The sequence below is a fragment of the Serratia sp. YWN4 genome, from assembly GCF_055790845.1.
On record NZ_CM147696.1, the window covers coordinates 3,953,951 to 3,980,140 of the forward strand.

Consider the following 26,190-nt stretch of genomic DNA (forward strand, 5'->3'; position numbering starts at 1 on the left):
TAAGGGGCTTCCACAATCAAAATGTATTACTCAAAACCCAGCAATTTTTCTTCGAGTTGTTCAACTTGCTGCTGAAGTTTGTCCAAAAAACGTAATTTACGCACGGTGTCAGCAGCTTGCGGCCACTGCTGGTTATCCAGTTCCTGCACCATCTGCGCACTGCGCTGCTTAAATATGTTGTTCAGGCGCGCGGCAAAAGCGGCAAGCGCGCTTTCTGCATCGGGTTTGCGTTCAATGGCATCCAGTTCTTCGCGCAGCTCCAACTGTTCCATCAGGAACGCGGTGTCGCGCAGGGTGTGTTGCTCGTTGCGCAAATCAAAACCGTGCAAAGATAGCATATACTCCGCGCGTTTTAACGGGTGCTTCAGCGACTGATAGGCTTCATTGATGGTGGCTGCCTGCTGCAACGCCATCAGGCGTTCACGTTCAGGCTGGAGAGCATGGCGATCGGGGTGAAATTGGCGCTGCAAATCCTGATAGCGCGAGGTAAGCAAGCTGCCGTCCACGTTATAGCGAACCGGTAGCCCGAATAAAGTAAAGTAATCCATAGCGTGCTCTGGGCGTTATCGTGATGGTTAAGCTTCCCCCGCACATTGCGGGGGAGCACGATGGACTGTCAGACGTTAAAACTTTCGCCGCAGCCACACTCGCTTGAGACGTTCGGGTTGTTGAACTTGAAGCCTTCGTTCAGGCCTTCCTTAACGAAATCAAGCTCCGTGCCATCAAGGTAGACCAGGCTCTTGCCGTCAATGATCACCTTGACACCTTTGTCTTCAAAAACGATGTCATCATCGTTTGTTTCATCAACAAATTCCAGCACATACGCCATCCCGGAACAGCCGGAAGTTCGCACTCCCAAACGCAAGCCAAGACCTTTGCCACGGTGATTCAAAAACGCCTGAACACGCTGTGCAGCGCTGTCGCTCATAGTAATCGACATAACAACCTCACACTCAATATACCCTTTATCTTTCACTCTACGGCGCGGTTGGCAGTGGCTGGAAATCTATTGGGTATCACTCAAAAAATTACTTGGCGCTGTGTTTGCTTTTATAGTCGGCAATAGCTGCTTTAATGGCGTCTTCGGCCAGGATCGAGCAGTGAATTTTAACCGGCGGCAATTCCAACTCTTCGGCGATCTGGGTATTTTTGATCGCTTCAGCCTGATCAAGCGATTTACCTTTCATCCACTCGGTGACCAACGAGCTGGACGCGATAGCAGAACCACAACCGTAGGTCTTGAAGCGGGCATCTTCGATAATCCCTTCATTGTTGACCTTGATCTGTAGCTTCATTACGTCGCCACAGGCCGGAGCCCCCACCATGCCGCTACCGACGGTAGGATCTTCGTTGTCAAAGGATCCCACATTACGTGGATTTTCGTAGTGATCGATTACTTTTTCGCTGTAAGCCATGACGTTGCTCCTAAATCCTGAGAATTAATGATGTGCCCATTCGATGCTGCTGATATCTACACCCTGCTTGAACATTTCCCACAGCGGAGAAAGATCGCGCAAGCGACCGATAGATTTACGCACCAGCGAAATGGTGTAATCGATCTCTTCTTCCGTGGTGAAACGCCCCAGGGAGAAACGGATCGAGCTATGCGCTAACTCATCACTCATCCCCAGTGCGCGCAGCACATAGGAAGGTTCAAGGCTGGCAGAGGTACAGGCAGAACCGGAAGAAACCGCCAGATCTTTCAGCGCCATGATCAGCGACTCGCCTTCAACATAGTTGAAGCTGACGTTGAGAATGTTCGGAGCGCCCTGCTCCAGATCGCCGTTCAGATACACTTCTTCCATATCTTTCACGCCGTTCCACAGACGATCGCGCAAAGTACGCAAACGTGCCATTTCGCTCGCCATTTCTTCTTTGGCAATGCGATAAGCTTCGCCCATGCCAACGATCTGGTGAACCGGCAGAGTACCAGAACGCATGCCGCGCTCATGGCCGCCACCGTGGATCTGGGCTTCGATACGGATACGCGGCTTACGACGCACGTACATCGCACCAATGCCTTTCGGGCCATAAATCTTGTGGGCAGAGAAAGACATCAGATCGACTTTCAGTTTGCTCAGGTCGATCGGTAATTTACCCACGCTCTGCGTGGCATCCACATGGTAGATGATACCGCGGGCACGGCACATTTCGCCGATCGCTTCGATATCCTGCACCACGCCGATTTCATTATTCACATGCATGATAGAAACCAGAATGGTGTCTTCGCGCATGGCGGCTTCGAGTTCTTTGAGGCCGATAATCCCGTTACTCTGTGGTGCCAGGTAGGTGACTTCAAAGCCTTCGCGCTCAAGCTGGCGACAGGTGTCCAGCACGGCTTTATGTTCGGTTTTGCTGGTGATGACGTGCTTGCCTTTCTTCTGATAGAAATTGGCTGCGCCTTTGATCGCCAGGTTGTCAGATTCGGTTGCCCCAGAAGTGAACACGATTTCACGCGGGTCAGCGCCAACCAGTTCGGCGATCTGGTTGCGGGCGATATCGACCGCTTCTTCCGCTTGCCACCCGAAACGGTGGGAACGGGAAGCCGGGTTGCCGAAAGTACCATCCAGGGTCAAAAACTGCATCATCCTCTCGGCAACACGTGGATCGACCGGAGTCGTTGCCGAGTAGTCCAGATAAATCGGTAATTTCATTGCTCTTGTGCTCCGTACATCACTTCCAAAAACGAATAAATTTATCGCCAGCTGCTTATGCACGCAGATTAACGTTGATCGTTTCTTGCACTCGACCATTGGCCGTGCGGCGCGTATCGCTATTTTGGCGATCCGCCACGTCCAGCACTTCCTGGTTGTTGACCAGTTCAGCCAGCGTAATGTTATTCAGGAACCCGCTGATGCGCTCGCTCAGATCGCGCCACAGGGTATGGGTCAGACAACGATCGCCGCCCTGGCAGCCTTCTTTGCCCTGGCAACGGGTGGCGTCTACCGACTCATCGACGGCCGAGATCACCGCACCTACCGCGATCTCACCCGCGTTTTTGCCCAGCAGATAACCACCGCCCGGCCCACGCACGCTGGCCACCAGGCCATTCTTGCGCAGACGGGAGAATAATTGTTCCAGATAAGAGAGCGAGATACCTTGGCGTTCGGAAATATCCGCCAATGGTACTGGCCCTTCCTGGGAATGCAATGCTACGTCGAGCATAGCAGTTACGGCATAACGGCCTTTGGATGTCAGTCTCATAGCTAAATGGTTACCTGTTGGTCAAACATGGCCGAAAGTTTGACATTCCCGAGTAATCCAGTCAACTATTTAACCTAGTAATTTACTCAACTATTAGCACATTTCGTGCTTTATCCCATCCAGTGCATATAAAATACATCTTATAACTATCGGATAAATAATGCTATTGCCCGTAACCGCTAGACAACATCACGATTAATTACCTTGATGTTTATCCTGTTTTTCGATCGACGTCAGCATGCCACGCAAGATATTCAGCTCTTGCGCTTCCGGGCGCGCCCGGGTAAATAAACGCCGCAAACGGCTCATGACCTGCCCCGGATGTGCCGCACGGATAAAGCCGGTATGCAGCAGCGTTTGCTCCAGATGCTGATAAAAACGCTCGAGATCGTCCACCAGCGGATAAGGTGTTTCTTCCAGCGGCGGAACGCCTTCTTGCTGGCGATCGAGATAGGCAACGCGCACTTCATACGCCAGGATCTGCACCGCCATCGCCAGATTCAGCGAGCTGTAATCCGGGTTGGCAGGAATGGCGACATGATAATGACATTTTTGCAATTCATCATTCGTTAAACCAACGCGCTCGCGGCCAAACACCAAGGCAACCGGCCCCTGTTCCCCTTCCGCTATTGCACGCATCCCACATTCACGGGGTTCCAGCATCGGCCAAGGCAAAGTACGCGAACGCGCACTGGTGCCCACCACCAGGCTACAACCGGCAATCGCTTCATCAAAGGTATCAACAATGGTGGCATTACCGATGACATCACTGGCACCGGCTGCCAGAGCGATCGCCTGTGAATCAGGCCTTACCAACGGATTAACCAGGTAAAGATTGGTTAACCCCATGGTTTTCATGGCACGGGCAGTGGAGCCCATGTTACCGGTATGGGAAGTTTCGACCAGGACAATGCGGATATTGTGCAGCATACAAACTCTGAACGTAGCGGAAAATCATAGCATTCTAACACAGCCATAGGCATTTTGCCGAATACCTGCTATACTCCGCGCCGTTTCCTGTTCTTTAACATCCTGTGGAAGATACCCATGCATCCGATGCTGACTATCGCCGTGCGCGCTGCGCGCAAGGCCGGTAACCTGATTGTCAAAAATTACGAAACCCCAGACGCTGTAGAAGCGACACAAAAAGGGTCAAACGACTTTGTCACTAACGTCGATCGCGATGCAGAGCATCTGATCATCGACATCATCCGTAAATCTTACCCACAACACACCATTATTGGTGAAGAATGTGGTGAGTTGGTCGGCGTTGATCAGGACGTACAATGGGTGATCGATCCGCTGGATGGCACCTCTAACTTCATCAAACGTTTTCCACACTTCTCGGTTTCTATCGCCGTGCGCATCAAAGGCCGCACCGAAGTTGCGGTAGTTTACGATCCGATGCGTAACGAACTGTTCACCGCTACCCGTGGTCAGGGCGCACAGCTCAACGGTTACCGCCTGCGTGGCACTAATGCCAAAGATCTGGATGGCACCATCCTGGCCACCGGCTTCCCGTTCAAAGTCAAACAGCATGCTCCGGCCTATATCAATCTGGTGGGTAAACTGTTCACTCAGTGTGCCGACTTCCGCCGCACCGGCTCTGCTGCGCTGGATCTGGCTTACGTGGCTGCTGGCCGCGTTGACGGTTTCTTTGAAATCGGCCTGAAGCCTTGGGATTTTGCCGCAGGTGAACTGCTGGTGCGTGAATCTGGCGGCCTGGTGACCGACTTTGTTGGCGGCCACAACCACCTAAGTTCAGGTAACGTGGTTGCCGGTAACCCGCGCGTGGTGAAATCTCTGCTTTCTGCCATGCGTGAAGAGTTGAGTGAAGCGCTGAAGCGCTAAGATTACCGATTCAACCTGCTGAACTTTCAGGAAAAGCGCTGCACATGCAGCGCTTTTCTCTGGTTAAAAACCATCAATGCCAACCAATATAATAATACTGAACCACACTCGGTATTTTATAAACGCAAACTCCCAAATTCCTGATAAAAAATACCATCTCGAGAAAATATAACGATATCAATCTCTACATTAAGTAAAATAAATATCGATATAAAAACTGAAACAACTCAAGTAATTTAAAAAAATAGCAACGTGAATAATAAAATCACCTTGACAGAAAATCAGTTTGCAACAACACTCCTAACCAGCTGATCGCAAATGAGAAAGTTTCATCTGCGAAACAAATAAAGTGAAGCAATCGGCTGAAGATAAAATTCAACTAATCGAAATCGTTAATAATAATACAGATATTTTTATCAGTTAATTAATTGCAATATTTCCCCACTCTTATATACAGAAAACATTCTCTACCATTAAATAGGTACGCATTAGCTCATTAAGATATCTCATTCAAAAAGGATTGAGAGTATGCGAAAAAATCACGCACGTTGGTATGGCGTAATCACTTTATTTATTATCGTTATGATTTCCTATGTTGATCGTATCAATATTTCGGTACTGATAACGGACCATGAGTTCCTGCAACATATCGGCTTGGCCCCCGAGGATCGTACTCATCAGGGCATATTGGCCACCGCCTTTATGCTGGGTTATGGCTTTTCCTCACTTGTGCTGACGCCATTCTGCTCCGCCCTCTTCGGCGTGAGGCGTAGTCTGCTATTTGGGCTCATTTTCTGGGGTGGTATCACGTTCTTATCCCCCTATATGCAAAGCTACGAACTCCTGCTTTCCTCACGTTTGATACTCGGTATCTCCGAAGGGCCACTATTAGCGCTTGCCGGTTCTTATATCAAAGCGCATTTTGACGGCCATGCTAACGGTAAACCCAATGCGTTCATCAGCATGGGAGCCGGGCTGGGTTTGGCAATAGGCTACCCGTTTATCGGTTTTCTTCTGTTAGCCCAGAGCTGGCAGTTCTCGTTTTATACACTCGGCATCATTAATATCGCTCTCGGCATCCCGCTGGTGCTGGCGTTTATTCATATGCCCACGAGCTATAGCAAACTCCTACTCAAACCCCATTCACTGGGAGAAGCGAGCAGGCAGCTCAAAGAACTTTTTAGTGGCGCACTGCAAACCCGCCATCTTTGGCTGATGACGGTCATTTCCTCCGCCTTTCTTTCTTATATCTGGGGAGCCAGCAATTGGCTGCCAGCCTATTTGAAAGAAGCGCGCGGATTCTCTACTCAGGAAATGAGTTGGCTTGCTTCACTGCCGCAATACGCCATCGTCATCGCCGTTTTACTCGGCAGTGTGGTACACGATCGGCTGCCACGCCGCCATGTGCCGCTGATTTTCGTTGTTGCCAGCATTGCTGTCGCACTTTTCATATTTCTGGCAATCAATACAACGCATCGTTTTATTGCCGCCTATTGCCTGATTGCCGCTAATTTTTTCTGGGGCGCGCAGAGCGTCGCCATTCCCAGCACCATTCAGTACTACTCTCGGCCAGAGCACACGGCAAGCGCCTATGGCGTAGTGAATGGCATCAGCGCACTGGTTTCGGGCCTGATGCCCGCGCTGATGGGATGGGTTATTGCGCTTCTTACGACCGCCACAGAGGGGGCAACGGCAGGATTCTTCTTCGGCTTCAGTCTGCTTATCGGTACACAACTGGTTGTATTAACGGGTGGTTCAATCCTCTGGTGGCTGGAGCGCTCTGCACGCTATCCCCGGCCACTCCCACAGCAATAAATGAGCAACCGCTTTCCACATATCAGGAGAATACATCATGGAATTAAAGCCTTTGGTCGATTTCTTGCCGGGCGGCTACAGCTTCATTCCCGGCGGCTTTCAATATTCGGCTGCCGTAATGGCCAAACCAGGTTATGTTATAGAACGAGTCAGGCTGCACGATCTCCCCTCTCTCTCAGCAGGATTCGCCTTTATTCGCCAACATCTTCAGTCTATTGGTCGGCCACTCACCGCCCTCTGTGCCTGTGAGTTACGTTCCCCGGCAGCAGTGAATGAAGCGGAATTTGTTACCTTCAATCGTCACTATGTTGCCACGCTGGCCGAATGGGGGTTGTTCAAGGATGAAACTAATCCTGTTGCCCGGTGCAATCTCATTCCCCTGCTAGATCCGCCTACCGTCCCCAGCCTTTATGCCTTCTGTTATACGGTTCCCTGTGATAACGCCGGAACACCACCAGACTTTGTGACCTCCGGCGCCGCAGAGTGCCCCGATCGGCCCAACTACCGGCAATATATTGTCAGACTTGGGGAGACTTCACCTGCGGCATTGGAGGAAAAAATCAGATTTGCCATCGGCGATCTGCAATCCCGCCTCCAGACGATGAATGTGCAATGGCAAGACGTGTCGGATATGCACCTCTACAGCACGCACAATCTGTTTCACACCATTGTCCCTGAGTTACTGATGCGCGGAGCGTTGAGCAGTGGCTTGCGCTGGCACTGGGCTTCACCGCCGATTATCGATATTGAAATCGAAATTGATGCACGCCGTGTTTCCCGCCAATGGCTAAAAACGCTGTAGGGTGTGTTGACAGCCTGAACGCTGCAAATGCAGCGTTTTTTATGCCCACTAGCGAGCAAAAGGACGAATGCCACCACCCAATTCCGGCTGTGCGCTAACGTAGAGCAGTACCCCGGCAAACAACAGGATAAGCCCCCCGACCAACGCCAGCGATCCCCAGGCCAGCCCGCTCCAGGCTGCTGGCGCACGCTGGCGGCTGATGCGCACCGCCAGTTTGCGGCTGTAATGTACAAACAGCGCCAGTGCAGAAATGGTCAACGAAGTCCCCAATGCCATCGCCAGCGCTGAAAGAACACCCCAGGTAAACACACCAATCACTTTGGCAAACAGCAACACCAGAATCGCCCCAGAACAGGGGCGCATGCCCATTGCCAGCACGATCGCCGTTCTGATGCGCCAATCACTGCCTGCTTGCAATTCGGCATCGCTGGGCAAATGCCGATGCCCGCAACCGCAGTGGGCACTGTGAACATGATCCGCTGGCAGCGGTTGCACACGGTTAATACGCATCGTCGGCGTTGGCCGCATGGCTTTCACTGCCTGATATAAACGTTTCAGCGCCCGCCAGGTCAGCAATGCACCAAGCAACATCACCAGAACAAAACTGCCCTTCTCCAGCCAGAAGCTGCTCTGATGCAACTGGCGGGAAGAGAGCTGCAACACCACCAATACCAGCGTGACCAAAGCAATCGCCACCAGCCCTTGCAGCAGCGAAGCGGCAAACGTCAGTTGCAAACTACTTTTCAGCCGCGCCGGATGAGTCGCCAGATAAGTGGCGATCACCACCTTGCCGTGGCCCGGCCCGAGCGCATGCAGCACGCCGTAACTCAGGCTGAACAGCATCAAGGCCAACCCGGCTTGTTGCGGTGCAGCCTTGACCTGTTGCAGCAGTGCAGCCATTTGCTGATGCAGCTCTTTTTGCCACAGCACGCTTTGCATCAACAACTGCGGCCAGTAGTGCCACACCAGTTGCGCTCCCACTGCCAAAGCGATAAACAGCAGCAACAATGGCCACAGGCTGAATAGCCAAGGCCTCTTCCCCACAAGGTTTACTGACATTGTAGCGTTACCCGCTGTGCAAACTGCTGCCCCAGCGCCATGTCCTCGCCGGGTGAATCATTTTTATCGAGAGACAATGCATAAGCCTGCAATGATGAATCCGGTTTCGGCGTAACCAGGCTGAACTTGCATTGCTGCGCCATTTCTGGCGGCAGATGCAGCGCTTTTTTATCCTGATAGGCCATATCGACAAAATAGGTGGGATCGTAAGTAGAAATCTCAAACGGCTTACCGGCCAGCGCCTGCGGTTCGGCCAGTGGCATCACAAATTCCAGCACTGCTTTATGCCCCTGGCGAGAAAGATGATATTCAGTTGGCAGATTCAGATACTTCACCGGTTTGCCGTCGCGATAAATATCGGTGAAATAATGCTGCCCGAGCACGTTGGCCATCACCTCCGCCGCCAATTTCTTCCAGATTTCCGAGTCACTTTTGGCATTCTCTGCGTCATACAGCAGATCTGCCGAGGTCATTTCATCCATAACCCAAACCATTTTCAAACCGATCAATTTCTGATCTTTCGCCACAAAGGTGGTGTTCATATCGATAAAACTGTGTGGATGGGCACTAGCCCCCACGCAGAACAAACCTAATAAGCCGGCCAACGGGCCACGTAGATTCATCATCAAATCATACTCATTATTGTTATAAAGTAACATAAACCACGCTTCAACCAACCGTGAAGCACAGAAGAACTGTGACGAAAGTTGTAAGCCTAAATAAAACCAGAGGCAACAGCCGTGCCGCCACGATGCCTTTTGCTATGCTTAAGCAGAATTTAAACATAACCTTCCAGAAGGTGATATGAGCCTAGACACTTCTTCTGTGCCTGAGCTCTCCGGTCAACAACGGCGCTGCAATCTGCTACTGATGCTGTACACGCCGGTGCCTGTGGTACAACTGGAGACTATCAGCCGAATCAATGGCGTCGACCTCCCCACTGCCCGGCAAGATATAGCCGAGGTTGCCAGTGAAATCCAGCGTTTCCACCACCTGGAAATCGGCGGTAATCCTGCTAGTGGTTACCAGATTCTAGGGAGTACGCTCAACCAGCGCCTTTGCCTGCTGCACTGGCTGCGGCGGGCTTTACGTTGCAGCCCGGAATTTGTCGAACAGCATTTTGGCCCGCAGCTTCAGCAGGCCATCTCTCTCAATCACCAGCAAATACCGGCGCTGGAATTGTGCCTCAACCAGTGTGAGCAATGGCTTAACCGCTGTTTCGACCAACGCGATAGGCAACTCTTGCAGCACTATCTCTGCTATTGCGCCTGGGATAGCCAACACCAGCATCACCCCGATTTCGACCGAACCCAACATGAGTGGCTACAGTGCAAGCCGGAGCAACCTGCCGCTCATGAACTGCATCAAGCGCTGAGCCGGTTGTTCAACCTGCCTGCAGAGACTTGCGAACGCGATTTTCTGGTGCTGATGCTGGTCATGATGAAAAACCACAGCTATAGCAGCAGTGACTCGGAGGAAGATCGGCGTCTGATGGCCGCCATTGAGCGCATGGTGGAACGGTTTCAACAACTCTCCGGCATGAACTTCAGCAGCAGGGAAGAACTCATCAGCCAACTGTTCGCCCATCTGGCTCCGGCCATTGAGCGCTGCCGTTTTGCTATCGGCATCGACAATCTGCTGCTGGAAGAGGTGGTACGTAAGTACCCACGTTTGATGCGCACCACGCAAGAAGCACTGGTGCCGTTTGAACGGGAATATGGCCTTCGGTTTTCACGAGAAGAAGCGGGATTGGTCGCCATCAGCTTTGGCGCTTGGCTCATGCAGGGGAATACCTTGCAGGAAAAACAGCTGCTGTTGCTAACGCAGGATGACCCACAGTTGGAAGAAGAAGTAGAATATCAGCTCCGCGAACTGACGCTGTTACCGCTTAATATCAAGTACCTGCCGCTGGCGGATTATCTGCACTCTGGCGCGCCACCGGGAGTCACTCTGGTGCTCAGCCCCTATGCAACGGAAGAGCCATCGCTGATTTATATCGAACTGCCGTTGGCACGCCAGCAGCGCAAGGCACTTCGTGCGCTGCTGGAAAAGCCTTAACGACTGCTAGCCGCCGGTGGACGAATAAATAGCGCGGGCACCACCACTGCGGCCATTACCCAGAATACCCCACCCTGTAAATGCTCAAACAGGAAACCGGCCAACACGGTCATGATCGCGATACCGCCCCCCATCGCCAATCCAGAATAAACCGCCTGCAAGCGGATCACCTCCGCCCCCTGACATGCAGCGATAAAGCGCATCGCCGCCAGATGGCAAACGGTGAAAGTGCCGCAGTGCAGCACCTGCATCAACAGCAAGCCGGTAAGTTCGGTGGTAGACGCCATTAGGCTCCAGCGCAGCAGGCCGCACACTGCCGAAAGCAGCAGCAGGTTGCGCGCGTTCCAGCGGCGGAACAGGAAATTACTGCTGGCAAAGATAATCACCTCGGCCACTACGCCCAGCGACCACAGGTAACCAATGGTCGCGGCAGAATATCCCGCCTCCTGCCAATAGATAGAAGCAAAACTGTAGTAACCGGCATGCGCCCCTTGCAGCAGAGTGACACATAGCAGAAAACGCCATACCGGCCCTTCACTGAGCAACTCACGCCAGGAGCGGCTGGTTTCATTCTGGGCACGCACCTCACCCTGCGGCATCACGCTGGGTTTCAGCAGCATCCCCAGCAACATTACCAACAGGCTGAGCAGCAAGCTGTACAAAATCGCATTATGACCCCAAACGGACACCAGCTTGCCGGTCAGCGCCGAACCGATCACAAAGGCCAGCGATCCCCACAGCCGCACCCGACCATAATCCAGCGTGATCTGCCGCTGCCAGGTAGCTGCCAGCGCATCGGTCAAGGGTACCAGCGGTGAGAAGAACAGGTTGAAACCGGCAATCACCAGCATCAGCCAGGCCCAGCCGTTACCAAAACAGAAGCCAATGGCGAATGCCAGCGTCAGCAGGGCTAAAAGGCGCAGTGCGGTGACTAAATGGGAAGGATCCTTGACGCGCGGTGCAATCAGCAGGCTCCCCAGGAAACGAGCCACCAGCCCAGCCCCCAGCAAAATGCCGATAGTTTCCGGCGGGATGCCCTCACCTTTTAGCCAGACACTCCAGAACGGAAGAAAAATGCCATAAGAGAAGAAATAAGTGAAATAGCTGATAGCGAGCCAACGCGTTGATTGCAGAACCATGTTCCCTCCGGGGTGAGGGCGATACTTTGACAGAGCTCACACACTGTAGCAATCCTCATTCACCCTCAAAGGATTGGAGTGCAAAGTAGTTCACAGTTTGCTGGCAATAAGCGTAAAAAAACCCGCCGCAGCGGGTTTCTCAGTATGCAGCTCAGCGTAATTATGCGTAAACCGGCAGACGCGCACAGATATCGAGCACTTTCTTCTTGGTGCGTTCGATGGTGGCTTCGTCGTTGATATTGTCCAGCACGTCGCAAATCCAACCAGCCAACTCACGCACATCGGCTTCTTGGAAGCCGCGGCGGGTTACCGCAGGAGTACCGATACGGATACCGGAAGTCACAAATGGGCTCTTCGGATCGTTTGGCACGCTGTTTTTGTTAACGGTGATATTGGCACGGCCCAGCGCGGCATCGGCTTCTTTACCGGTCAGGTTTTTGTCCACCAGATCCAGCAGGAACAGGTGGTTATGGGTACCACCGGAAACCACTTTGTAGCCACGTGCCAGGAATACTTCTACCATCGCTTTAGCGTTGGTTGCCACTTTCTGCTGGTACACCTTGAACTCAGGCTCCATCGCTTCTTTCAGCGCTACCGCTTTACCAGCGATCACGTGCATCAGCGGGCCGCCCTGGCCGCCAGGGAACACCGCAGAGTTCAGCTTCTTGTAGAACTCTTCATCACCGCCCTTCGCCAGGATCAGGCCGCCACGCGGGCCCGCCAGGGTTTTATGGGTCGTAGTGGTCACAACATGCGCGTGAGGAACCGGGTTAGGGTAGACATCGGCCGCGATCAGGCCAGCAACGTGCGCCATATCCACAAACAGGTAAGCACCGATGCTGTCGGCGATTTCACGCATTTTTGCCCAGTCAACAATGCCGGAGAACGCGGAGAAGCCACCGATGATCATTTTTGGCTTGTGAGTCTGCGCCTGCTTGGCCAGATCGTCATAGTCGATCTGCCCTTTTTCGTCGATGCCGTAAGGCACCACGTTATACAGTTTGCCGGACAGGTTAACCGGTGAACCGTGAGTCAGGTGGCCACCGTGTGCCAGGTTCATCCCCAGAATGGTGTCGCCCGGTTGCAGCAGCGCGGTGTAAACCGCAAAGTTAGCTTGTGAGCCGGAGTGCGGCTGGACGTTGGCATAATCTGCGCCGAACAGCGCTTTGGCACGATCGATCGCCAGTTGCTCAACGATATCCACATATTCGCAACCGCCGTAATAGCGCTTGCCCGGATAGCCTTCTGCGTATTTGTTGGTCAGTTGGGAACCCTGAGCCTGCATCACGCGCGGGCTGGTGTAGTTCTCAGACGCAATCAGCTCAATATGCTCTTCCTGACGCACCACTTCCTGCTCCATGGCTGCCCACAGTTCGGCATCATAATCAGCAATGTTCATTTCACGCTTTAACATCCGGCATCTCCTGACTTAAATCACCAAATAACTACCCGTTTGGGTTCTGGGCAACAGTGTAAACTGTTTCCCCCCACCGAGGATAGGTCTTGACAGAGGTTTTTACGCAAACGATTGGCTTTAGGCGGCACAAGGCTTTGCGCCACTAAATACCCCTTTATTGGCAACGGACTTTTACTCATCATGATTGTGCGGTTTTTTCATGTTCGGTGAATCGCCGATAAACACGGGTATTTACAAGCCTGGTTGAAACCAATAACATGCATTTAAAATGCATCATTTAAAATCACCCCAAGGAGCGATTCCATGCTGGATAGCCAAACCATCGCCACCGTAAAATCCACCATCCCTCTACTTGTCGCAACCGGCCCGAAACTCACCGCCCACTTCTACGATCGTATGTTCTCCCATCACCCTGAATTGAAAGATATTTTCAATATGAGCAATCAGCGCAACGGCGATCAGCGCCAGGCTTTGTTTGATGCCATCTGCGCCTACGCCAGCAACCTGGAAAATCTGGCGGCACTGCTGCCAGCGGTAGAGCGCATTGCGCAGAAGCATGCCAGCTTCAACATTCAGCCGGATCAGTATCAGATTGTCGGCAGCCATCTGCTGGCAACGTTGGACGAAATGCTCAGCCCCGGCCAGGAAGTGCTGGACGCCTGGGGCAAAGCCTATGGCGTATTGGCGAACGTTTTTATCCAGCGCGAAGGCCAGATCTACCAGGAAAGTGAAAACAGCAACGGCGGCTGGCGCGATCTGCGTGCATTCCGCATCGTCAAAAAGCAGCCGGAAAGTGAGGTGATTTGCAGCTTCATGTTGGCACCGGTAGACGGTGGCAAGGTGGCAGATTTCAAACCGGGTCAGTATCTGGCGGTGTATATCAACGATGCCAGCCTGGAACATCAGGAAATACGCCAGTATTCACTGACCGCTGCGCCAAACGGCGAATATTACCGTATCGCGGTAAAACGTGAGGATCAGGGCGCGGTTTCCAACTTCCTGCACCAGCAGGCCAAAGAAGGTGACATCATTCATATCGCGCCGCCACACGGTGATTTCTTCCTGGAAGTTGAGCCCACCACGCCGGTGGCGCTGATTTCCGCTGGCGTTGGCCAGACCCCGATGCTGGGCATGCTCAATAGCCTGCACAAAAATCAGCATCAGGGCGAGATTCATTGGCTGCATGCCGCAGAGAACGGCGCGGTTCATGCCTTTGCCGACGAAGTAGCGGAGATCGCCGAGCGCATGCCAAACCTGAGCCGCCATGTCTGGTATCGGGAACCTGGTGCAGATGATGTGGCAGAGCGTGATTACCACCGCCGTGGCCTGATGGATCTCAGCACACTGCGTGCCACCTTGAATAACCCGCAGATGCATTACTACTTCTGTGGCCCGGTGCCGTTTATGCAGTTTATTGCCCAGCAGTTGCTGGCGATGGGTGTGGCAGCCGAGCGTATCCACTACGAATGCTTTGGCCCACATAAGGTGCTGTAAGAGTACAGGGTGCGGCACAAACCAAACCGCACCCTGCTTGTTTTACTGTGCCTTCAACGCACGGGCCGCCTTAACCTGCTCAGCCGTAACTGGCGCAGCCTGATTTCCCCAACTGCCACGGATATAACTCATCAACTCCGCAGCGTCCGAATCGGTCAGCACCCAACCATAGCCCGGCATGATCACAGTCGTTCCCTGCTGGGTAATTGGGGTATGTGCGCCTTCCAGCACCACTCGCAGCGCAGTCAGCGGATTCTCTGCCGTCACCGTCAAGTTGCCTGCCAAGGCAGGAATTACATGATCACTGCCCCGCCCTGCGTCACCATGGCAGGTTGAGCAATAGGTGGCATAGGTCTGCCTGCCAGCTTCCAGGGTGCTGAGCGCGGCAAACGGCACCCTAGCCGTTTGCGATGCTGCCGCCGTCAGGCTATGCAGGTATAGCGCAATGCTGTTCAGATCGGCATCGCTGAAATATTGAGTACTGTGAACCACCACCTCGCTCATTGGCCCGGCCACCGCCGCATGTTGGCTGCGCCCGCTTTTCAGCAGGGAGAACACTTCATCCTGCTGCAACCCGCGTATGCCCGGCGCATACCAGCCGTCCAGTTCTGCTCCGCTCAGGAACTCCGGCGTTTTATCGTCCAGCCCTTTTTCCTGCATGGCCCAACCGCGTGGCGTGTGGCAACTGCCGCAATGGCCTAGCCCCTGCACCAGATAAGCACCGCGATTCCACTCGGCGCTTTGTTTGCTGTCCGGTTGATAAAACTGATCTTCGTGGAACCCGATATTCCATACCGCCAACGGCCAGCGCATGGAGAGCGGCCAACTGATGTCGTTTTCCCGGTTAGCTACGGGCTGCGCCGCAACCTCCTGCATCAGATAGCCATACAAGGCACGCATATCCTCTGCGCTCATTTTGGCGTAAGAGGTATAAGGCATTGCCGGATACAAACGATGGCCATCTCTGGCAATGCCTTGGCGCATCGCGCGATCAAACTCGGCAAAGCTATAGGCTCCAATGCCATGCACCGCATCTGGCGTGATGTTGGTGGCATAGATATCCCCCAACGGGGTTGGGAACTCCATCCCTCCCGCCAAGGTCTTGCCACCTGGCATGGTGTGGCAGGCACTACAGTCACCCGCTTTGGCAACATATTCACCCGCCGACATGGCCTGCGCCGAACCTGTGGCCAGCAACAGCATCAGATACAGTGGACGCAGGCTCATGCTCCCTCCTTAGCGGCAACGTTGCCGTAGGCCAGTTCATTCACTGCGCGCCACGCCTGATCGATGGCCGAATTGGCATAAGGGCTCCAGTCGGAGTCTGAATTGGCAATCACGATCTTGCCGATCGGTTGCCGTGCCGTTTCAATGATTTTCTTCGCTTCATCTTCATCATCGAACATCCCATTAAGGAAATACGAATAGCCGTGTGACCAGCGGTTAACGGTGATCGCCTGAATATCGCGCTGATGATCGAACCCAGCGGAACCCAACATGCCTTGCAGCTGTTCACGGATCATCTGTTCATGCACCTCGAAGGAAGTACCCAACAACAAAGCTCGCCCTTTGCGTGATTGTTCACGCGGGCTGAGGCCACTGCCAGCCAAGGTAGGAACATATACCATGTGCAGGCCAATCGGCTGATTCGGATCGCGCGGGTGCTGATAGCCGCCCATATTCACCGGATAGTCCAGCTTGACGCGGCTGTATGGCGCAGTCGGCGAATACACTTCATGCACGCCCAGCTTGATAAACGGCTGCCAGTTACTGATCACCACCTTGCTGTAGACCAAAGGGGATTTCACGTTCTGCTTCAGCGCCTCCTGCTGCACTTGAGGCATTTCCGGCACCAGATAAGGGATCATCATATTATAACCGGCCATCACCACTTGCCCGGCACGCACCTTAGAAATATTCACCCCGCTGATGTAAGACACTTCGACCTTATCGCCCACGTTAGCCACGTGCAGGCCGGTACTGCTCAGCCGCAGTTTCACTGGCGATTCAGGGCGATCGAGCTGGCTGTAATCAAACTGCGCCATCACGATATCGTTCATGTCGTTGCCCGGTGCAACCGCCGGGATCAGGTGGCGCACCATCAGACGCGCCAGCGAGGCATTGCCATCGGGGAAATGGAAAACGTAAGGATCGTCGAGATCCGCCTGCGACTCTTCGTCCAGCGGCGGCAGGTTCATGCCGTTCAGGCCCGGTAAATCACAAATCCGCGCGTCGCTACAGGAGGTGGCGTCAATGCCAACCGCCTGGAAATCATTGGTAGTCTGTTGGAAATAGCGGATGGCCATCTCGCTCAGCCCCACTTTCTCACGCAGGAATTGGCTATAGCTGTGCTTGTCCAGCCAGGCGACCTTTTCTTCCTGACTCATGCCCGGCAAGTAATCCTTATCGAGGGTATGCAGCGCAATCAGCGCTTGGCGATCGCTTTCCGCTAACGGGAAATCACCAATAAAAGCTTCATAGGAACGGCCGTTGAGGCGATCGCGCGGAATATCATCCGCCACCACCCGGCCCGGATCGCCACTCACCACTTTATCAACACCAAAATTCTTGCGATCGAAGTAAACACCACGGCTCAGGTTCAGATCAGGATAGAAGGTTTTATCGAACGACTTTTCCAGATTATCGATACTGACGCCCAATTTTTGCAGCAACCCCAGCGCCACCGGGCTGAAGTTGGAGCGCGGCGACTGTAACGATTCACTGCCGCCGTAACCCAGGATCATGCCGTTTTCGCTGCTGAATTCGTTACGCTTGGCGTGCCCGCCAAAGTCATCATGATTATCAATCAGCAAAATGCGCTGTTGCCCACCTTTCATCTGCTGCCAGAAACAGGCGGCGGCCAAGCCGCTGATACCGGCACCGACTACCACCAGATCGAACTCTTCTTCAACCGGCACAGTGCCAAAATCAAACGCTTTACCGCTGCGGCCCAGTTGATGAGCACGCTCGAATGAGCCGGGATGATTGCCCCGCAAGCCGGTTAAGGCTGGCGGGTAATAGAGGGTTTTATTGGCGGTTTGCGGCGATGCACGCAGAATTTGCATCGGCGTTAAACCGGCAGCGAGGGTAATCGCCACTCCATTAAGAAAATCACGACGAGTGATAGCCATTAATGACCTCCTTCAATTTTTATCAGCCTGAAAACCGCGTTATTTTGCAGATAAACCTGATGAATCAGTGCTTAAACATCACATGGCGAATAGCGGTATAATCCTCCAGCCCATACATCGACATATCCTTGCCATAGCCAGACAGCTTCTGACCACCGTGCGGCATTTCACTGACCAGCATAAAGTGCGTGTTCACCCAGGTGCAGCCGTACTGTAGGCGTGCGCTCAGGCGGTGCGCGCGGCCAACATCACGCGTCCACAACGAGGAAGCCAAACCATAGTTTGACTCATTCGCCCAGGCCAACACCTGCGCTTCATCATCAAACGGCGTCACCGTCACCACCGGGCCGAAGACTTCGCGCTGCACAATTTCGTCTTCCTGACGTGCCCCGGCCAGTAACGTCGGCTGGAAATAGAACCCTGGGCCATTCACCTTCTCACCGCCAGTGACTACCTGCACATGCGGCAACGCTTTGGCCCGTTCAACAAAGCCAACCACCCGCTCCAGATGCTGTACCGTAATCAACGGCCCCAGTTCGGTGCTGCTATCTTCTGGTGGCCCGATCTTCAGGCTGGCGACCGCTTCACCCAGCGCTTGCACCAGGCGGGGATAAATACCTTTTTGCGCATAGATACGGCAGGCGGCGGTGCAATCCTGCCCGGCATTGTAAAAACCAAAGGTGCGAATCCCCTCCACTACCTGTTGCAGATCGGCATCATCAAATACCAGCACCGGGGCTTTGCCGCCCAGTTCCATATGCGTGCGCTTAATACCCGGCGCGGTGTGGGCAATGATATGTTCCCCGGTCGCGATAGAACCGGTGAGCGATACCATGCGCACCTTGCTATGCCCCGTCAGCACATCGCCCACGCTGGCTCCGCGGCCAAACAGCACGTTCAGCACGCCCGGCGGGAAAATACCTGCCGCCAGTTCTGCCAGTTTGAAGGTGGTCAAAGGGGTTTGTTCAGAAGGCTTAATCACCACGCAGTTGCCCGCCGCCAACGCAGGTGCCAGCTTCCAGGCCGCCATCATCAGCGGATAGTTCCAAGGGGCGATCGAAGCCACCACGCCCAACGGATCGCGGCGGATCATCGAGGTATGCCCGGCCAAATATTCACCGGCGGCCAACCCGCTCAGGCAACGGCTGGCACCGGCAAAGAAGCGGAACACATCGGCAACCGCGGGCAGTTCGTCATTCAGCACACAGTGATAGGGTTTGCCGCAGTTGAGGGACTCCAGCTTGGCGAAGGTTGCTGCATGTGCGTCAATCACATCAGCCAGTTTCAGCAAATGCTCGGCCCGCTCTTTCGGCGTGGTTTGCCCCCATTCAGTAAACGCGGCATCTGCCGCCAATACCGCCTGATCCACCTGTTGTGCGCTGGCTTCTGCCACCTGCGCAATGATCTCTCCCGTTGCCGGGTTAACTACCGGCAGCTTCTCACCTTGGCCCGCAACCAGTTGGCCATTAATCAGCAGTTGGCTTTGCATAGGGTTTTCCTTTAAAAAAATGGACATAAGAGTTCAAGCTACTTGCCGCTACCCGCAACGCTTTCCCCACCTTTGGTCAGGTAGTAAGCCCCCAGAATCGGGATCATGGTCAGCACCATCACCGACAGCGCCACCACGTTGGTGATCGGTACATCGCGCGGCCGACCAAGCTGGTTCAGCAACCACAGCGGCAGCGTGCGCTCATGCCCGGCGGTAAAGGTGGTGACGATGATTTCGTCAAATGACAGGGCAAACGCCAGCATGCCGCCCGCTAACAGTGCCGAACCCAGGTTAGGCAGGATCACGTAGCGGAAGGTCTGCCAACCATCGGCCCCCAGATCCATCGAGGCTTCGATCAAACTGTGCGAGGTTCGGCGGAAGCGGGCGATCACGTTGTTGAATACGATCACCACGCAGAAGGTGGCGTGGCCGATCACAATGGTCATGATCCCCGGTTCGATATTCAGTGTCTTGAAAGCCGCCAGCAGCGCGATACCGGTGACAATCCCCGGCAAAGCGATCGGTAACAGCAGCAGCAGAGAAATACTTTGTTTACCAAAAAAATCACGACGGTACAGCGCCGCAGCGGCCAAGGTGCCCAGTACCAGCGCAACGGCCGTCGCCAGGCTGGCGATCTGCACCGAAAGCAGCACCGCATCGATAATATCCTGCCGCCCGGCGGCCACGCTGAACCAGCGTAGCGTCAAACCCTGCGGCGGGAAGCTGAATGCCGCTTCCTCGGTGTTGAAAGCGTAGATGGCGATAATCGCCAGCGGGAAGTGCAGGAAGATCAGGCCGCCCCAGGCAGCCAATTTCAGCCCTAACGGCGCGCGTTCAGAGTGCATCGAAAGCCCCCAAGCGTTTAACAATCGAAAGATAAATCGCAATCAGCACGATCGGCACCAGGGTAAAAGCCGCCGCCATCGGCATATTGCCGATCGCCCCTTGCTGGGCATACACCATGCTGCCGATGAAATAGCCCGGTGGGCCCACCAGCTGCGGCACAATAAAATCCCCCAGCGTCAGCGAGAAGGTGAAAATCGAACCGGCGGCAATCCCCGGCACCGCCAGCGGCAGGACCACATAGCGGAACGTCTGTGCTGGGCGAGCACCCAGATCCGCAGAAGCATGTAACAACGAAGGTGGCAGGCGTTCTAGCGCCGCCTGGATCGGCAGGATCATGAACGGCAGCCAGATATAGACAAACACCAGGAACCGCCCCAGGCCGGAGGTGGACAACGTATTCCCCCCCACGCCGGGAATGCTCAGGATCCCCACCAACAGCGGTTCTAACCCCATATGTTGCAGGAACCACTGCGCCACGCCGTCTTTAGCCAGCAACAGCGTCCAGGCATAGGCTTTGACGATATAGCTGGCCCACATTGGCATCATTACGGCGATATAAAAGAACGCCTTCACTTTGCCGCTGGTGTAGCGCGCCATGTAATAAGCAATCGGGAACGCCAGCACCGCACTGGCCAGCGACACCAGCACCGCCATGGTGAGCGTGCGTACGATGATGTCGTAGTTGGCCGGGTTGAACAGCGCACGCAGGTTGGCAAAGGTCAGATCCGGCGTCACCGTCATAGTGAAATCATCAAAGGTGTAAAACCCTTGCCACAACAGCGTCAGCAGTGAACCCAGATACACCGCGCCAAACCACAGTAACGGCGGCACCAGCAGCAGCAACAAATACAGCGTCGGCTTGCGGTATAGATAGGTAGAGAGCGCGCGGATTTTGCCGCTTTGTGAAACCGGATTCTCGATGCTCATCTCCATCTCACCTCTCCTCCAGCAGCGGCACCATCGCCTCACGCGCCCAACAGGCAGTTACCGGCTGGCCGATCAGGCGCTGCTGTTCAGCCGCCTGCCACTGTGGATTAGCTTGGCTGACTAGCAGTTTTTCACCGCTGTTCAGGGCAATTTCGTAACGGGTAGCCGCGCCCTGATAATGGATATCCTGCAAAGTCCCTTGCACCTGAATTTCACCCTGCGCAGCAGCGCTGTGATCCAGCAGGCGAATATGTTCCGGACGAATGGAGAAGGTAGCGTTCTGCCCCAATAACCGCTGCGCCAGATCGCTGCGCACCACGTTGGAGGTGCCGACAAACTCGGCGACAAACGGCGTTCTTGGCCGCATATACAGCTCACGCGGTGAATCCACCTGTTCAATACGGCCGTTATTGAACACTGCAACGCGATCAGACATCGATAGCGCTTCGCTTTGATCGTGGGTGACAAAAATAAAGGTGATGCCCAGTTGGCGTTGCAGCTTTTTCAACTCCCCCTGCATCTGCTCGCGCAGCTTCAGATCCAGTGCACCCAAAGGTTCATCCAACAGCAATACGCGCGGGCGATTGACCAACGCACGCGCAAGTGCCACACGCTGGCGTTGGCCGCCGGAAAGATGCGCAGGCTTGCGCTCAGCGGCAAAACCCAGCGCGACGCTTTCCAGCGCCTGCTGTGCCCGCGCCAGCCGTTCACGCTTGGCTACGCCTTTCACCATCAGCCCATAAGCGACGTTTTCCAGCACTGACATATGTGGGAACAGCGCGTAATCCTGAAATACGGTATTCACATCGCGCTGGTACGGTGGCAGATTGGCGGCCTCTTGTCCGTGAATGCGGATCGAGCCGGAGCTGAGTTGCTCAAAACCGGCGATCAGGCGCAGGCAGGTGGTTTTACCCGAACCGGAAGGCCCAAGCATGGAGAAAAACTCTCCATCCTGAATGTCGACAGAAACCCGGTTAACGGCACGAACATCGCCGAAAATGCGCGAAACGTCGATAAACTGTACGGCAATGGTCATGATGCACGCTCCACGTTGCTTTCCCCTCACCCCAGCCCTCTCCCGCAGGGAGAGGGAGCCGTTAGGCGATCGGGATAAGTAAGCTGATATTTATCTGCCGCCCATAATGGCGATATAATCCTGCGTCCAACGGCTGTAGGGCACAAACTTGCCGCCTTCCGATTGTGGTGTTTTCCAGAAGGCAATCTTATCAAACTGGTTAAAACCGTTGGTTTCGCAACCTTTGTCACCGAGCAAGGTGCTGGCTTTACAGCCTGCTGGCACCGCCGGTAGCGAGCCGAACCAGGCGGCGACATCCCCCTGCACTTTCGGCTCCAACGACCAGTTCATCCACTGATAGGCGCAGCTTGGGTGTTTGGCCTCTGCGTGCAGCATGGTGGTATCCGCCCAACCGGTGACGCCCTCTTTCGGGAAAACGGTAGCAATCGGCTGGCCTTCACCTTTCAAAGCATTAGCCTGATACGGCCAAGCGCCAGAGGCCACAACCCCTTCGTTTTTGAAATCGCTCATCTGTACTGAAGTATCGTGCCAGTAACGGTGGATCAGCGCGTGCTGGCTGCGCAGTAGCGTGAGTACCGCCTGATATTGATCTTCGGTCAGTTGGTAGGGATCGGTGATGCCCAATTGCGGCTGGGTCGCTTTCAGGTACAGCGCCGCATCGGCGATATAAATCGGGCCATCGTAAGCCTGCACCCGACCCTGGTTGGTTTTGCCATCCGGCAGATTCTGCTGCTGGAATACCACCGCCCAACTGTCTGGCGGCGTCGGGAAGGTTTTGCTGTTATACATCAGCAGGTTTGGCCCCCACTGGTAAGGCGTGCCGTAGGTTTTGCCCGCCACGGTATACCAAGGGCCGTTCAGCAGACGTGGGTCGATATTCTTCCAGTTAGGGATCAAGGCGGGATTGATCGGCTGCACGCGCTTGCCGTAGATCAGGCGCAGTGACGCATCGCCGGATGCAGTCACCAGATCATAGCCGCCTTTAGCCATCAGGCTGACCATTTCATCGGACGTGGCGGCGGTTTTCACGTTCACCGCACAGCCGGTCTGTTTCTCGAACTGGGTTACCCAATCGTAATTTTTGTCCGACTGGCCGCGTTCGATATAACCGGGCCAGGCAATGATATCCAGCCGCCCTTCGCCTTTGCCAAGCGGCTGATCGGCGGCCTGCGCCATGCCGCAAACAACGGTGATACAGAGCGCGGAAAGTGTGGTGACTGCGGTTGTTTTTCCCATCGTAATTACCCCTGTGTTGCGTATCTGAATGTGGCTGATTTTTATAATGTGACTGGCTAGAAAGTGGATTTGAATTTCGCCATCACATGCCTGACAACGCTGTAATCCTGTAATGAATCGCTGGAGAGATCCTTACCGTAGCCGGAGCGCTTCAGGCCGCCATGGGGCATCTCGCTCGCCAGGGTAAAGTGGGTGTTGATCCAGGTACTGCCGTACTGCAAATGCGCGGCGATATGCAGCGCGCGATCGATGTTCTGCGTCCAGATCGAAGAGGCCAGGCCGTATTCGGAGTCGTTTGCCCAGCTCACCGCCTGCTCCAGCGTGTCGAAGCGCGTTACGCTGACCACCGGGCCAAATACTTCACGCTGGACGATTTCGTCGGTTTGCAGGCAACCCGCCAGCAAGGTGGGTTGATAGTAGAAACCGGGGCCGGAATGGGCTGCCGCACCGGTAATCAGTTCGATATGCGGCTGGCTGAGGGCGCGTTCGACAAAGCTGGCTACGCGATCGCGCTGGCGGCTGCTGATCAGCGGACCGATCTCGTTGTCTTCATCGCGCTTGCGGGCAAAACGCAGGCTGGCAACCGCTTCGCCCAAGGCATCTACCAACTTCTGGTAAATCCCCGCCTGCGCATAGATCCGGCAGGCTGCGGTGCAATCTTGCCCGGCGTTGTAATAGCCAAAGGTGCGGATGCTGCTGACTACCTCGTTCAGATCGGCATCATCACAGACGATCACCGGGGCTTTACCGCCCAATTCCAGATGAGTGCGCTTCACGTTTTTTGCCGCGGCCTGCATGATCTTTTGCCCGGTGACGATATCGCCGGTGACGGAAACCAGCCGCACCTGCGGATGCCCCACCAGATGGCTGCCCACCCCTTCACCACCGCCATAAACAATGTTCAGCACGCCCGGCGGCAGGATCTCCTGCAACGCAGGCACTAGCGCCAATATCGTCAGCGGCGTATGTTCGGAAGGTTTGAATACCACGGTATTGCCTGCGGCCAGCGCTGGAGCAATCTTCCAGGCCGCCATCATCAGCGGATAATTCCAGGGTGCGATAGAAGCCACCACCCCAAGCGGATCACGGCGGATCATTGAGGTGTGGCCTGCAATATATTCACCGGCCAGTTGCCCTTGCTGAGTACGCACCGCCCCGGCGAAGAAACGGAATACGTCGACAGCCGCAGGTAGATCGTCCTTCAACGCCTGATGAAAGGGTTTACCGCAGTTGAGCGCTTCGAGCCGTGCCAAGCGTTCAGCCTGCTGCTCAATGGCATCAGCGATACGCAGTAAAATAGCCGCACGAAAAGCGGGCGTGGTGCGTGACCAGTGGGAAAAAGCCTGCTGCGCAGCGGCAACAGCGCTATTAACCTGGGTAACCGAAGCCTCGGCGATAGAAACCAGCGTTTCGCCGTTGGCAGGATTAACAATTTGCTCACAATGGCCTTCGCCTTCCACCGACTGGCCGTTAATGAACTGCTGACAGGACAAACCTGAAACGAGGTGTACATCTGCCATTACGGATCGCCTTGTGACAAAAACGTTAACCAAATGTAGTTATTTGGTTTTATCAGCCTAGGCGAGCACGCTGCGGACAACAAATACTAAATACCGAAGGCAGCGTTCGATTAAATCGAATGCTTTAGGCCAGCCACATTCATCTTGCTGTTCTCACGCGCAATGGTGAGGAACGGCGTTACCAATTCCGGCCGGGCGCTGCCCCGCCGCCATGCCAGGCCGATATCTAACGGCTCCAGCAGATCCACCAGCTTGCGTGCTTCGATCATATTGCCCTCCAGCGACCAGGCGCGATAAGCCATATCCGGCAGAATGGCAATCCCCATTCCTGCCGCCACCAGGCTGCGCACCGCTTCGGTGGAGGCAGTCTTCATCGCAATCTCTGGTTTGAGGCCCGCACGGCCCCAAATCCGCCGGGCATGCACATCCATTTCATCCACGTTGAGCTGGATCAGCGGCTGTTTGGCCACGTCGGCTAAACCGATGCTGTCATGCTCCAGCAACGGATGCAGCGGCGGCAACCACAGGCGATACGGCGAATGCATCAGCACTTCGGTTTGCAATGCATCACGGTCTTCAATGTTTGACAGGATCAGCACCCCGATATCTATTTCACCGCTCACCAGCAAATGTTCAATATAGGGCCGCTCGTCCTCAATCACCTGGATCGTCACGTTGGGATAGGCTGATTTGAAGCGCTTGAGCAATTCCACCAGAAAATAACCGGCTACCAGACTGGTGACGCCGATAGTCAGCTTGCCGGTCAGGCTTTCGGTGCCCAATTGCAGGCTGCGCTTAGCGTTATCAACCGTGGCGAGGATCAGATAGGACTGGCGCAGAAACTGATGGCCTTGATGCGTGAGGTTCATCCCCTTGGCGTGGCGCTCGAACAGCCTGACGCCGATGTCAGTTTCCAACTGCTGGATCGCCAAGGTTAACGAAGACTGCGAGACAAACACCGCCTGCGCGGCAGCGGAGATTGAGCCGGTTTCTGCCACGGCAATGAAATGGCGGATTTGGCGTAACGTCATCATGGCAAACAACCTCATTCAAAACGGTTGTTTTGAGTGTAGGTGCTTGCCAGCAAGCTATCGGGGAAAGTGTGCAAAACGCGATAGCGTTCGCTTTTTTAGAATGATAGCCAGATCATGGACAGGCCCAAAATA

General features: G+C 54.5%; 24 protein-coding genes. 5 read left to right on the forward strand and 19 right to left on the reverse strand.

Annotated elements, in window-relative coordinates; translation table 11 throughout:
- Positions 1 to 26: 26 nt before the first annotated feature.
- The 6 genes from hscB to trmJ all read right to left on the reverse strand — a co-directional run bounded on the left by hscB (position 27) and on the right by trmJ (position 4,134).
- Positions 27 to 548 (reverse strand): co-chaperone HscB, encoded by a 522-nt coding sequence (hscB, locus tag ACX9GT_RS18520; protein WP_473188136.1) that lies wholly within the window; start codon positions 546 to 548, stop codon positions 27 to 29.
- A gap of 68 nt (positions 549 to 616) precedes the next feature.
- A complete protein-coding gene (iscA, locus tag ACX9GT_RS18525) occupies positions 617 to 940 on the reverse strand; it encodes an iron-sulfur cluster assembly protein IscA (protein ID WP_024913153.1) in 324 nt (107 codons plus the stop codon).
- 88 nt (positions 941 to 1,028) lie between these two features.
- Positions 1,029 to 1,415, reverse strand: coding sequence for a Fe-S cluster assembly scaffold IscU (gene iscU / locus ACX9GT_RS18530; protein WP_004952090.1), 387 nt, complete (start codon positions 1,413 to 1,415; stop codon positions 1,029 to 1,031).
- 24 nt (positions 1,416 to 1,439) lie between these two features.
- Positions 1,440 to 2,654, reverse strand: coding sequence for an IscS subfamily cysteine desulfurase (locus tag ACX9GT_RS18535; RefSeq protein WP_473188137.1), 1,215 nt, complete (start codon positions 2,652 to 2,654; stop codon positions 1,440 to 1,442).
- Positions 2,655 to 2,709: 55 nt separating this feature from the next.
- The gene (gene iscR, locus ACX9GT_RS18540) at positions 2,710 to 3,204 is read right to left on the reverse strand and encodes a Fe-S cluster assembly transcriptional regulator IscR (RefSeq protein WP_473188138.1); all 495 of its coding nucleotides are present in this window, start codon (positions 3,202 to 3,204) and stop codon (positions 2,710 to 2,712) included.
- A gap of 195 nt (positions 3,205 to 3,399) precedes the next feature.
- Positions 3,400 to 4,134: a tRNA (cytosine(32)/uridine(32)-2'-O)-methyltransferase TrmJ gene (gene trmJ, locus ACX9GT_RS18545; protein WP_473188139.1), complete on the reverse strand. Its 735-nt coding sequence runs from the start codon at positions 4,132 to 4,134 to the stop codon at positions 3,400 to 3,402.
- Between the two features lie 117 nt (positions 4,135 to 4,251).
- Between trmJ and suhB the strand changes: the two genes are divergently transcribed.
- The 3 genes from suhB to cnbZ all read left to right on the forward strand — a co-directional run bounded on the left by suhB (position 4,252) and on the right by cnbZ (position 7,672).
- On the forward strand, positions 4,252 to 5,055 hold the full coding sequence (gene suhB / locus ACX9GT_RS18550) for an inositol-1-monophosphatase (RefSeq protein ID WP_473188140.1): 804 nt from the start codon (positions 4,252 to 4,254) through the stop codon (positions 5,053 to 5,055).
- 528 nt (positions 5,056 to 5,583) lie between these two features.
- Complete coding sequence (locus tag ACX9GT_RS18555) at positions 5,584 to 6,870, forward strand: MFS transporter (protein ID WP_473188141.1); 1,287 nt, start codon at positions 5,584 to 5,586, stop codon at positions 6,868 to 6,870.
- 37 nt (positions 6,871 to 6,907) lie between these two features.
- Positions 6,908 to 7,672, forward strand: coding sequence for a 2-amino-5-chloromuconate deaminase CnbZ (cnbZ, locus tag ACX9GT_RS18560; RefSeq protein WP_473188142.1), 765 nt, complete (start codon positions 6,908 to 6,910; stop codon positions 7,670 to 7,672).
- Positions 7,673 to 7,720: 48 nt separating this feature from the next.
- Here cnbZ and ACX9GT_RS18565 read toward each other — a convergent pair whose 3' ends face one another.
- Positions 7,721 to 8,731 carry a nickel/cobalt transporter gene (locus ACX9GT_RS18565; RefSeq protein ID WP_473188143.1) on the reverse strand — a complete coding sequence of 337 codons (1,011 nt, stop codon included), beginning with the start codon at positions 8,729 to 8,731 and terminating at the stop codon, positions 7,721 to 7,723.
- Positions 8,722 to 9,357 (reverse strand): DUF1007 family protein, encoded by a 636-nt coding sequence (locus ACX9GT_RS18570; protein ID WP_473188144.1) that lies wholly within the window; start codon positions 9,355 to 9,357, stop codon positions 8,722 to 8,724. The genes ACX9GT_RS18565 and ACX9GT_RS18570 overlap by 10 nt, the downstream gene beginning before the upstream one ends.
- 178 nt (positions 9,358 to 9,535) lie before the next feature.
- Between ACX9GT_RS18570 and csiE the strand changes: the two genes are divergently transcribed.
- The gene (gene csiE, locus ACX9GT_RS18575; protein ID WP_473188145.1) at positions 9,536 to 10,789 is read left to right on the forward strand and encodes a stationary phase inducible protein CsiE; all 1,254 of its coding nucleotides are present in this window, start codon (positions 9,536 to 9,538) and stop codon (positions 10,787 to 10,789) included.
- Here the strand turns inward: csiE and ACX9GT_RS18580 are convergent.
- Entirely contained in the window at positions 10,786 to 11,928 is a 1,143-nt protein-coding gene (locus ACX9GT_RS18580; RefSeq protein ID WP_473188146.1) for a 3-phenylpropionate MFS transporter, read from the reverse strand. The two genes, csiE and ACX9GT_RS18580, sit on opposite strands and share 4 nt — an antisense overlap.
- Positions 11,929 to 12,088: 160 nt before the next feature.
- Positions 12,089 to 13,342 carry a serine hydroxymethyltransferase gene (gene glyA / locus ACX9GT_RS18585; RefSeq protein ID WP_473188147.1) on the reverse strand — a complete coding sequence of 418 codons (1,254 nt, stop codon included), beginning with the start codon at positions 13,340 to 13,342 and terminating at the stop codon, positions 12,089 to 12,091.
- A 306-nt stretch (positions 13,343 to 13,648) separates the two neighbouring features.
- Between glyA and hmpA the strand changes: the two genes are divergently transcribed.
- Complete coding sequence (gene hmpA, locus ACX9GT_RS18590; protein ID WP_473188148.1) at positions 13,649 to 14,839, forward strand: NO-inducible flavohemoprotein; 1,191 nt, start codon at positions 13,649 to 13,651, stop codon at positions 14,837 to 14,839.
- A 42-nt stretch (positions 14,840 to 14,881) separates the two neighbouring features.
- On the opposite strand, the gene ACX9GT_RS18595 is transcribed toward hmpA, so the two are convergent.
- The 9 genes from ACX9GT_RS18595 to ACX9GT_RS18635 form a co-directional block, all read right to left on the reverse strand.
- On the reverse strand, positions 14,882 to 16,066 hold the full coding sequence (locus tag ACX9GT_RS18595; protein WP_473188149.1) for a c-type cytochrome: 1,185 nt from the start codon (positions 16,064 to 16,066) through the stop codon (positions 14,882 to 14,884).
- Positions 16,063 to 17,970 carry an NAD(P)-binding protein gene (locus tag ACX9GT_RS18600; RefSeq protein WP_473188150.1) on the reverse strand — a complete coding sequence of 636 codons (1,908 nt, stop codon included), beginning with the start codon at positions 17,968 to 17,970 and terminating at the stop codon, positions 16,063 to 16,065. Before ACX9GT_RS18600 ends, ACX9GT_RS18595 begins: the two co-directional genes overlap by 4 nt.
- A gap of 64 nt (positions 17,971 to 18,034) precedes the next feature.
- Complete coding sequence (gene patD, locus ACX9GT_RS18605) at positions 18,035 to 19,459, reverse strand: aminobutyraldehyde dehydrogenase (RefSeq protein WP_473188151.1); 1,425 nt, start codon at positions 19,457 to 19,459, stop codon at positions 18,035 to 18,037.
- Between the two features lie 38 nt (positions 19,460 to 19,497).
- Positions 19,498 to 20,304 (reverse strand): ABC transporter permease, encoded by an 807-nt coding sequence (locus tag ACX9GT_RS18610; RefSeq protein ID WP_473188152.1) that lies wholly within the window; start codon positions 20,302 to 20,304, stop codon positions 19,498 to 19,500.
- A complete protein-coding gene (locus ACX9GT_RS18615) occupies positions 20,294 to 21,238 on the reverse strand; it encodes an ABC transporter permease (RefSeq protein ID WP_473188153.1) in 945 nt (314 codons plus the stop codon). Before ACX9GT_RS18615 ends, ACX9GT_RS18610 begins: the two co-directional genes overlap by 11 nt.
- A gap of 1 nt (position 21,239) precedes the next feature.
- Positions 21,240 to 22,268: an ABC transporter ATP-binding protein gene (locus ACX9GT_RS18620; protein ID WP_473188154.1), complete on the reverse strand. Its 1,029-nt coding sequence runs from the start codon at positions 22,266 to 22,268 to the stop codon at positions 21,240 to 21,242.
- 90 nt (positions 22,269 to 22,358) lie between these two features.
- Positions 22,359 to 23,504 (reverse strand): putative ABC transporter substrate-binding protein YdcS, encoded by a 1,146-nt coding sequence (ydcS, locus tag ACX9GT_RS18625; RefSeq protein WP_473188155.1) that lies wholly within the window; start codon positions 23,502 to 23,504, stop codon positions 22,359 to 22,361.
- 56 nt (positions 23,505 to 23,560) lie between these two features.
- Positions 23,561 to 25,024, reverse strand: a complete 1,464-nt coding sequence (locus ACX9GT_RS18630) for a gamma-aminobutyraldehyde dehydrogenase (RefSeq protein WP_473188156.1) — start codon at positions 25,022 to 25,024, stop codon at positions 23,561 to 23,563.
- 110 nt (positions 25,025 to 25,134) lie between these two features.
- Positions 25,135 to 26,058, reverse strand: coding sequence for a LysR substrate-binding domain-containing protein (locus tag ACX9GT_RS18635; protein ID WP_473188157.1), 924 nt, complete (start codon positions 26,056 to 26,058; stop codon positions 25,135 to 25,137).
- Positions 26,059 to 26,190 lie beyond the last annotated feature (132 nt).